General features: G+C 57.8%; 8 protein-coding genes and 1 riboswitch. Of the genes, 1 reads left to right on the top strand and 7 read right to left on the bottom strand.

Going from position 1 to position 9,989, the window contains the following annotated elements; all coding sequences use genetic code 11:
• Window positions 1-183: 183 nt before the first annotated feature.
• A riboswitch (yybP-ykoY riboswitch) is annotated at window positions 184-366 on the bottom strand.
• Between the two features lie 218 nt (window positions 367-584).
• From ADK28_RS21045 to manX, 4 genes are read right to left on the bottom strand one after another with little or no spacing between them, the layout of a single operon-like run.
• Window positions 585-1,043 (bottom strand): DUF986 family protein, encoded by a 459-nt coding sequence (locus ADK28_RS21045; protein ID WP_016927403.1) that lies wholly within the window; start codon window positions 1,041-1,043, stop codon window positions 585-587.
• A 54-nt stretch (window positions 1,044-1,097) separates the two neighbouring features.
• Window positions 1,098-1,940, bottom strand: coding sequence for a PTS mannose transporter subunit IID (locus ADK28_RS21050; protein WP_048796578.1), 843 nt, complete (start codon window positions 1,938-1,940; stop codon window positions 1,098-1,100).
• Between the two features lie 15 nt (window positions 1,941-1,955).
• Window positions 1,956-2,756: a PTS mannose/fructose/sorbose transporter subunit IIC gene (locus ADK28_RS21055; protein WP_015378156.1), complete on the bottom strand. Its 801-nt coding sequence runs from the start codon at window positions 2,754-2,756 to the stop codon at window positions 1,956-1,958.
• 56 nt (window positions 2,757-2,812) lie between these two features.
• Window positions 2,813-3,772 carry a PTS mannose transporter subunit IIAB gene (gene manX / locus ADK28_RS21060; RefSeq protein ID WP_048796579.1) on the bottom strand — a complete coding sequence of 320 codons (960 nt, stop codon included), beginning with the start codon at window positions 3,770-3,772 and terminating at the stop codon, window positions 2,813-2,815.
• Window positions 3,773-4,334: 562 nt separating this feature from the next.
• On the opposite strand from manX, the gene ADK28_RS21065 reads away from it, so the two are divergent.
• Window positions 4,335-5,879, top strand: coding sequence for a TerC family protein (locus ADK28_RS21065; protein ID WP_016927405.1), 1,545 nt, complete (start codon window positions 4,335-4,337; stop codon window positions 5,877-5,879).
• 16 nt (window positions 5,880-5,895) lie between these two features.
• Here the strand turns inward: ADK28_RS21065 and ADK28_RS21070 are convergent, their stop codons facing one another.
• The 3 genes from ADK28_RS21070 to ADK28_RS21080 all read right to left on the bottom strand — a co-directional run.
• Window positions 5,896-7,482 carry an EAL domain-containing protein gene (locus ADK28_RS21070; protein WP_048796580.1) on the bottom strand — a complete coding sequence of 529 codons (1,587 nt, stop codon included), beginning with the start codon at window positions 7,480-7,482 and terminating at the stop codon, window positions 5,896-5,898.
• A 268-nt stretch (window positions 7,483-7,750) separates the two neighbouring features.
• Window positions 7,751-9,115: an L-serine ammonia-lyase gene (gene sdaA, locus ADK28_RS21075; protein ID WP_004927589.1), complete on the bottom strand. Its 1,365-nt coding sequence runs from the start codon at window positions 9,113-9,115 to the stop codon at window positions 7,751-7,753.
• A 446-nt stretch (window positions 9,116-9,561) separates the two neighbouring features.
• A partial coding sequence (locus ADK28_RS21080; protein WP_048796581.1) for a CoA pyrophosphatase occupies window positions 9,562-9,989 on the bottom strand: 428 nt, incomplete at its 5' end.

Consider the following 9,989-nt stretch of genomic DNA (forward strand, 5'->3'; position numbering starts at 1 on the left):
CGATGGCCCAACCGATGAGCGGGGTGATCGCTTCGACCACGCCGAAGATCAGGCCGGTGCGGATCGCTTCGCGAAAGCGCGGTTGATGCAGACTGGCACCTTTGCCGATCGAAGCGGCGAAAGCATCCATGGACATGCCGAAAGCGAGAATAAGCGTTGCTGAAAGGTTCATGTGAAATAGCCTCGGCCGGGTGGCTCCATATACACGTAACCCACCCCCAACCAAACGACGGAGTTACGTGTCTATGGTCTCGCCAACCTTACCTGGCTGCCCGCACCACGTTTCATACGGCGAAACGAGTATGTTGATACGGGCGTTTCTGGTTTTTATTCTCCAGAAACCGGCTACTCCCCAATGACGGCGCAACCATACCATATTATTTCCGGTGCCGACAACTTTATTCTGGTGTGGTTTTTGTTCTTAATTGAGACTCGTTTTCATTAATCTGAGTTCATGGGGGAATATAATGTAGACGCGGGTAACAATGTTGCGGAAATAATAGTCAGAAAGGAAATAGCGCTGCCGATTAATTATCCATAAGCAGCGCAAGGTTTGAGCGAAAGTAAAATGAGTTTTTCTTTATTTATTGATTATCAATGAAAAAGTGGTAAATCTTCTCCAGGTCGTCCAAGTGCGTCACCTGAACCAACAGCCGGCGCTGTTCCAGGTCGACGGCCAGAATGCCGTCCTCCGATAAATTCATGGCTTTAATGCGGTTATATTCGACAAACACATTGGCGAAGAAAAATCCGTGCGCTTTAAACACCATTTTGGGCGCGCGAATATAAGAAACATAGATAGCGAGCAGCGCCAAAGAAATAAGCAGATAGGTGGTTAATACCGCGCCGTTGTCGGTGACATTGCGGTAAATCAGAATGGCGATCAGGCCGACGAAAATCAGGCTGTCGAGGCGGTTACGGCGTTTGAGCGGCACTTTGAGCCGCGTTTTGCCTTTCAGCAGATCCATGCCGAATTCGTCATACAGCGAATACAGCAACAGCAGGGCGATAAACAGCATCAGTACGGCGTCGGTCAGTGACATCTCTTGCTCCACACATAAAAAAGCCGGGGGTTGCCCCCCGGCCGTTTCGAACGATTACAGGCCCAGCAGGCCAATCCAATAGCCAAAGATGCCAATGACGAAGAAGCCGATAATGATCCACAGCGCGTTGACTTTCTTGCGCAGCAGCCACATACAGGCGAAGGTCAGCAGCAACGGCACCAGGCCCGGCATCAACTGATCGAGGATGGTCTGCACCGTGGTGACGTTGGTATGCCCGGTCTGGTCGGTTATCTTGGACACCACCAGCGGGATATTCACGTGCGTCCACTTGTTGACCAGCGCCCCCATGACAAACAGGCCGAGAATGGACGCTCCTTCCGTCAGTTTCTGCAGGAAGCCGCCGCCCATGTCGTTGACGATATCGACCCCTTTGCGGTAACCGTAGGCCACGCCGTAGTAGCGGGTCAGCAGGCGCACCAGGTTGAACAGCACGAAGAACAGGATCGGTCCAAGCAGGCTGCCGCTCATGGCGATGCCCGCCCCAAGCGCGGCGAATACCGGCCGCACGGTGCCCCAGAAGATCGGGTCACCGACGCCCGCTAGAGGCCCCATCAAACCGACCTTGATGCCGTTGATTGCGGCGTCGTCGATCGGCGCGCCGTTGGCGCGTTGCTCTTCCATCGCCATGGTCACGCCGAGCACCGGCGCCGCCACGTAAGGGTGGGTGTTGAAGAACTCCAGGTGACGCTTGATCGCATGTTTGCGATCGTCATTGTTTTCCGGATACAGGCGACGGATCACCGGCACCATCGAGAAACAAAAACCCAGCGCCTGCATGCGTTCGAAGTTCCATGAACCCTGGAACAGGTTCGAACGCAGGAATACGCCGCGAATATCGGCCGGCGTGAGTTTCTTTTGAGCAGTCGTATCAACCATTTCTCTCACCTATTCCTAGTCGAGTTCGTTATCGAGATCGTTCGCGTTAGCCGGGCCGGCCTGGACAACCTGAGACTTGTTGTATTTCGGGCTGAGCTGGATATACAGCACGGCCATCACCACGCCAATGACGCCGAGCGCCACCAGGTTGAAGTTGGTGAAGGCGGCGGTAACGAAACCGAGATAGAAGAACGGCATCAGGTAGCCGGCGCGCATCATGTTAATCACCATTGCGTAACCGACCACCACGATCATGCCACCGGCGATGTTCAGGCCGCTGGTGACCACTTCCGGGATCGAGTTGAGCAGGGCGTGCACCCCAGCGGTGCCCACCGAGATGGCGACGATGACCGCCGGGATGGCGATACGCATCGCCTGCAGCAGCAGGGCACCGACATGGATCCAGCTAATGGCGCGCAGGCTGCCGCGCTCCGCCGCGCTGTCCGCTGCGTGCTGGAAGGCCACGGTGAGGGTTCGCACGATGATGGTTAACACCTGGCCGGCCGCCGCCAGCGGAATGGCCAGGGCGATACCGGCGCCGACGCTTTGCCCACCGGCAATGACCAGGATGGTCGAGATGATGGACGCCAGGGCGGCATCCGGCGCGACCGCCGCGCCGATGTTCATCCAGCCGAGCGCGATCATTTCCAGCGTACCGCCGATGATGATGCCGGTTTTCATATCGCCGAGAATGAAGCCGATCAGGGTACAGGCGACCAGCGGACGGTGGAACTGGAACTCGTCGAGGACGGAACCCATCCCGGCGATACAGGCAACGATAAATATCAGCACAATCTGAAGAGTGGTGATCTCCATTGCACTTCTCCTATGACCAAAAAAGCTCTGAGTAAAATAATCAGCGGCTGGCGCCACTAATTGAGTTTGTTAATCAGGTCCATCATTTTTAGCCGGCTGTCGGACGAGACCTTACGCACCTCCAGCTCGATACCGCGATCGTTCAGTTTCTTAAACGCTTCGATATCTTTTTCATCGACGGAAACGGCGTTGTTCACCTGGGTTTTCCCCTGGCGGAACGCCATGCCGCCGATATTGACGGATTGAATATCCACGCCGCCCTCCACCAGACGCCAGACGTCGGTCGGATTGGTAAACAACAGCATCACGCGGTCGTTGGCGTATTTGGGGTTGTTCCAGACGCGGATAGCCTTCGCCACGTCCACCACGTGGGCGGTGACGCCCGGCGGGGCAACCTGAGTCAGCAGGGTTTTGCGCACATGGTCGGCGGCGACTTCATCGCTGACGACGATAATACGGCTGACGTTGGTCTCTTTGGTCCAGCGGGTAGCGACCTGGCCGTGGATTAAGCGATCATCGATGCGCGCCAGGCCGATTTTCATGTGGTCGTTCGGCCCCAACGGCGCCTGAGGGGCAGCGGCTTTGGCGACGGGCGCTGCGGGTTTTGCGGGTTCTTCCTGCGGTTTTTTCAGCGCTTTCACGCCTTCTCGGCCGGTTTCCAACGCCAGCGCCACCAGTTCATTGAAAGCGGGGTTGTCGTCCCGCGCCATGAAGGTTTCCACCAGCATCGGGATGTTGACCCCGGTGACGACCTCATAGTTTTCTTTGTCGACCGCAATGCGGCTGGCGGCGTTGAACGGGCTGCCGCCCCAGGTATCCACCAGGAACAGCACGCCGCCGCTGGTATCCAATCCACTGATTTTCTCGTTGTACTTGACGATTAACGTTTCGGCATTCTCACCGGGAACGAAGTCTATAAAGGCGACGTTGTCCTGCTCGCCCAATAGCATCTCCGCCGTTTTCAGCAGTTGTTCCGCTGCAGCCCCGTGTGTGCCGATGATAATAGCTATTGCCACTCGCTACCTCCTCGTTGAACTCCAGACGCGGTTTGTGTCGTTTCTCCGCGCCGTCTTGGCAGTCACTTCCGCGGTTCAGATACATTATGGTAGAAAAAAAGAAACGCACGCCTAACATTTCTCACGCAGTTTCAAATGCCTGTGCGTGATACTTCACGAACGCGAGATTTATTTTAGTGAGTGAAAAAATATTTTTTGTGACGCTGCTCCGCTATTGAATGCTCGGAGAAATCTTAGCTGTCGCAGACGATATGGCGTGGCGTCACCCTAAACCGCCGTTGAAAAAGCTGCTTTGTCCCCCAGAAAAATCCTGATACAGTAATTTCCTCTTTCATCACTAAGGAGTGAAGGGCCTCAGCCCTCCCTATGGACTGTCACCGAAGTAACTGTTTTTCCAGGTTTCACCCGCCACCTGCTGGCGTTGCATATGCTGTTCGGCCCTTCGGCCATCTCCCGGTAATCCCACCCCGTCACTTTGCTATTGTCGACTGCGCCCATGCAGCGGCGGCATCGTCACGTTTGAGCGGCGTGCGCTCATTCCCACTTTTCTCTGGAGTCTGATATGGAATTTTTAATGGACCCCTCTATTTGGGCGGGGTTGCTTACGCTGGTGGTGCTGGAAATCGTGTTGGGCATCGACAACCTGGTGTTCATCGCCATTTTGGCCGACAAACTGCCGCCTAAGCAGCGCGATAAGGCGCGCGTCATCGGTCTGTCGCTGGCGTTGCTGATGCGTTTGGGCCTGCTGTCGGTGATCTCCTGGATGGTAACCCTGACCACGCCGCTGTTCAGCGTCGGCGATTTCAGCTTCTCCGGCCGCGATCTTATCCTGCTGTTCGGCGGGGTATTCCTGCTGTTCAAGGCCACCATGGAGCTGCATGAACGGCTGGAAGGGCAGACGCACCAGGATGGCGCCAACCGCGGTTACGCCAAGTTCTGGGCGGTGGTGGTGCAAATCGTGATCCTGGACGCGGTGTTTTCGCTCGATGCGGTGATTACCGCCGTAGGCATGGTGAACGATCTGCCGGTGATGATGGCGGCGGTGGTGATCGCGATGGCGGTGATGCTGCTGGCGTCCAAACCGTTGACCAACTTCGTCAACGCGCACCCGACCATTGTGGTGCTGTGCCTGAGCTTCCTGTTGATGATCGGTCTGAGCCTGATCGCCGAAGGCTTCGGCTTGCATATTCCTAAAGGCTATCTGTACGCCGCGATCGGCTTCTCGATCCTGATTGAATTGTTCAATCAGATCGCGCGTCGCAACTTCATCAAGCATCAGGCGCGTCGCCCGATGCGCGAGCGCACCGCGGAAGCGATCATGCGCCTGATGGGGCAGCAGCGCGCGCAGCAGGCGGACGATGAGGTCGCCTTGCCGCGGGATGAAACCTTTGCGGCGGAAGAGCGTTATATGATCAGCGGCGTGCTGACGCTGGCCTCGCGCTCATTGCGCAGCGTGATGACGCCGCGCACGGATATCTCCTGGGTCGACTGCGAGCGCTCCCGTGAGGAGGTGCGCGCACAGTTGCTGGATACGCCGCACAGCCTGTTCCCGGTGTGTCGCGACTCGGTGGATGAGATCGTTGGCGTGGTACGCGCCAAGGATCTGCTGGTGGCGCTGGAGCAAGGGGAAGATATCGCCGAGTTTGCCGCGCGCACGCCGCCGATCGTGGTGCCGGAAACCATGGATGTCATCAAGCTGCTGGCGGTGCTGCGCCGCGCCAAAGGGCGCCTGGTGGTGGTCACCAACGAGTTCGGCGTGGTGCAGGGGCTGGTGACGCCGCTGGACGTGCTGGAAGCGATCGCCGGCGAGTTTCCGGACGAAGATGAAACGCCGGACATCGTGGCGGAAGGTGACGGCTGGCTGGTCAAGGGCGGGACCGACCTGCACTCGCTGGAACAGGCGCTGGCCTGTGACGACCTGGTCAGCCCAACCGCAGACTACGCCACTCTGGCGGGGCTGCTGTTAGCCCACTACGGCCAGATGCCGGTGGTGGGGGACACCATTGAACTGAACCACCTGCGTTTCGATATTGTCGAGGTCTCCGACTATCGCATCGAGTTGGTGCGTGTCACCCGCGCCGTCTTCGACGAACCGGCGCATTCGTAACCCACCCGTCGGAGGCTCAGGCCTCCGGCGGATGCTCTTCCGTTTTCCTCACGCGCGATTCGTACTGCTGCAACCACAGCGGGAAAACGTGGATCGGCATCGGCTTGGCAAAATAATACCCCTGCAGGGCATTGACCTCGCGTGAGCGCAGATAGTCGGCCTGTTCCGCCGTTTCTACCCCCTCAGCCACCAGCTTCAGTTTCAGCCGCTGCGCCAGCGTAATGATGGTATCGGTCACCGTGGCGTTGACCGCGTCGGTGCCGATGGCCGCGGTAAACCCGCGGTCGATCTTTAACACGTCCGGGCTAAGGTTCTTCAGGTAGCTCAGCGAGCTGTGGCCGGTGCCGAAATCGTCGATGGCCAGCATGATCCCCATGTCTTTCAGCGTCCGGATCTGGTCATGCTGGATCGCCGATAGCGCGGTGCGCTCGGTCAGCTCCAGCATCAGTGACGGCATCGGATGCGCCGGCAGCCAAATCCGGCGGATATCGTCGATGATGTTGAGCGTTTTAAAGTGTTCGGCGGCGACGTTGATGCTGATGTAGAACGACGGTCGCGGCGGGAACAGCTGCAGATTTTCCGTCACGGTGTTCATCAGATAACGGGTCAGCGGAATGATCAGCTCATGCTGCTCGGCCAGCGGAATAAACACGTCGGGGGAGATCCACCCTTGACGCTTCTTTTTCCAGCGCAGCAGCATTTCGACGCCGGCGCAGCGCCCGGTGTCGCTATGAATGATGGGCTGGCAATAGACGCGGAACTCACGATGGGTGATGGCATGGCCGATGTGATAAGACAGGCTCATGCGGTTAGCGGTGAGCAGATAGACCACATAGGCGGCCAACAGGCTGATCAGCAGCGCCAGCGGGATATGGCGCGGCAGTGCGGAAAGCGCCAGCATGCCGATCTGCGGGCCGAACAGCGAAATCGAGAACGGGTATAGCGCAGAGCCGGCGGTGTAGCGCAGATCGTTGGTCAGGGTGTCGCGGCTCAGGATTTCGCGTCGGCCGTATTCCAGGCTGCTGTCAGCCACGTTCAGCACCACGCGCTGAACGTAAGGCTCCTGCGGCTCGAGTAAAAAGTTGGACAGCAGCTCGATATTAAACACGTGTAGCACGCCGCTGGTTTTATCGCGGGGGGATGGCGTCCACATCACCAGCGTGGGCAGGCCTTTGCTCACCGCCAGCGAGGGGCGCAGCGCCAGCCTGGCGTTGCTGTTGACGAAGGTCGGCATGACCGCGGCCAGCTGATAATGACGGGAACCAAACAGGCTGGAGCAGTAAATAATGCCGTTTTTTACCAGCAACATGGCGCGTAGCGCCTGATTCTGCGCGGCGCGAAAGCGCAGGGTCGACGAAACGTTCTCGCAGGGCTGGTCCAGCATGTCCATGCTGCGCTCCGCCTGCAGCTGAGCCGGTGTCAGCAACTGGTTGAGCTTGCCGACGGTGCGGGTGGCCAATGTCTGTTGGCTCAGCTCGATACTTTTGACCTCTTGATAATAACGGGTATACAGCGATACCAACAGAATAGCCGCGCCCACCGCTCCGGCCAGCAGCCAACGGTAATAACGATATCGGGACGCGGCGAGGTGGGTCATCAACATCCGGTAAATCCTTGTTCGGTAATCCAGCCCCGAGTCACGGTCAGGTCATAGATCCTTAAGTTGCGCTCGGCTAATTCTAGCCTGAGGTTATACAAGATTGATGGTAACTCAGTAAATTATTTCGATTTGGCAAAACAGAAGGTCAATTTGCAGGCTAACCGCCGGATCGATGAGAGAAATGCAGGATTTTTTCTGGTGACATTGTCACAAAAAGCGGCCAATGAATTGATTACCCATAAAAAACCCCGCCGGATGGCGGGGTTGTCTGTCAGTCGCATTGCACCTTGATTGCCAGGCCGCCGCGTGACGTTTCGCGGTACTTGGCGTTCATGTCTTTGCCGGTTTCGTACATGGTCTCGATCACCTTATCCAGCGAAACGCGCGGCTCGCTGGTGCGGCGCAGGGCCATGCGGGCGGCGTTGATCGCCTTGACCGAGGCGATGGCGTTGCGCTCGATGCACGGCACCTGCACCTGGCCGGCGACCGGGTCACAGGTCAGACCCAGGTTGTGTTCCATGCCGATTTCCGCCGCCACACAGACCTGCTCAGGGCTGCCGCCCAGCAGTTCGGCCAGACCGGCCGCCGCCATGGAGCAGGCAACGCCGACTTCACCCTGGCAACCGACTTCGGCGCCGGAAATGGAGGCGTTCATCTTGTACAACGCGCCGATGGCACCCGCCGCCATAAAGTAGCGGATGTAGATATCCGGGCTGACGGACTCGATGAAGTGATCGTAGTAAGCCAGCACCGCAGGCACGATGCCGCAGGCGCCGTTGGTCGGCGCAGTGACCACGCGGCCGCCGGCGGCGTTTTCTTCGTTAACCGCCAGCGCGAACATATTGACCCAGTCGATCACGTTCATCGGATCGCTGGACAGTTTGTCCGACGCCACCAGCATGCGGCGCAGCGCGGAGGCCCGGCGCGGTACGCGCAGCGGCCCCGGCAGTACGCCTTCGGTGTTCAGACCGCGATCGATACAGGCGCGCATGGTTTGCCACACGTTGCCGAAGTAGGTCTCGATCTCTTGCTTGCTGTGCAGCGCCAGTTCGTTCTGCATCACCATGCCGGACAGCGACAGACCGGTCTCGCGGCAGTGGTCGAGCATTTCGCGCGCGGAGTTGAACGGATATGGCATTTGCAGTTCTTGCTCGGCGGCCTTGCCGAAATTCTCCTCGTCGACGATGAAACCGCCGCCGATAGAGTAATAGGTCTTGCTGTACACTTCTTTATCGCCGGCGAAGGCGTGGATCTGCATGCCGTTTTCGTGCAGCGGCAGGTTGTCGCTGCGGAAGACCATGCCGCCGTCGCGAGGGAAATCGACTTCATGCAGGCCGTTGGCCAGCATCAGGCGTTGACGTTGTTCTACATCGCGAATAAAACCCGGAATGCTATCGATATCGACGGTGTCCGGCATGTTGCCGGCCAGGCCGAGAATGATGGCGATATCGGTATGGTGACCTTTGCCGGTCAATGAGAGTGAGCCGTAAACGTCTACGGCAACACGCGTGATAGAAGGCATCAGGCCTTTATTTACCAGATCGTCGACAAACTGTTTGCCGGCTTTCATCGGTCCAACCGTATGAGAGCTGGACGGGCCGATGCCGATCTTAAACATGTCGAAAACGCTAATCACGCTAAAACTCCTTAAAGAGACGTATTGTTATGGCTGCGGCGGTCAAAAACCGCGCAGGGAACAGCGATATTGTAAAAGGGCCGTGCGGGTTCGGCTGCCTTTTTCGCATGAAATTAAATAATCCGTGGTGTCGCTTTTTTTACTGATTACCCGGGGCGAACCCTTGTGCGGGGTATCCGCTTTCGCCCAAGCTCCATTAGCGGTAATCGCGCCAGCTTTCCGTGCTGAACGCCGCCGGCTTAATCCCTGTTTCTACAGTGGTTTATCTCGGACGGTGGTATTTTACAGGTATTTCGTAAGGTTTAAGAGAGGGTTTACAGTTTTTTTAAAACCATTCAAACGGAACGGTAGTTGAAAAAGCGATCAAATGAAGTGATAGCGATCGCTTTACCCGCCGAGGAGGCCGGCAACCGTGCCAGATTGCGAGTCAGATCACGTAATGCGGGCTAAATACTGACCTGTTGCGCCAGGCGCCGAATGATGGCGGCGGTCAGCCCCCAGATAAACTGGCTGTGATACCAGGAGAGGTAGATGCGGTGGGTATGGCCGGCGCGATGAATATCCAGCGGATAGTAACGCGACAGGGTCAGCGCTTCCCGCAGGGGCATCTCGAACACGTCCGCCACTTCGCCTTCATTGGCGTGGAACTGCACGTCCGGCGGGATGAGGCCGACGATAGGGGTAACCTGAAATCCGGTGCTGCTGTCGAGCGGCGCCATTTGGCCGAGGACAGTCACCGCTTGCGGCGGTATCGCTACTTCTTCCTGCGCTTCTCGCAGCGCCGTGACGATCGCCGATCCGTCTTCGGCGTCGGTTTTTCCGCCGGGGAAGGCCACTTGACCGGCATGTTTGCGCAGCGAGTCGGCACGGCGGG

This window comes from Serratia sp. 506_PEND (assembly GCF_001076875.1).
GTDB lineage: Bacteria > Pseudomonadota > Gammaproteobacteria > Enterobacterales > Enterobacteriaceae > Serratia > Serratia marcescens.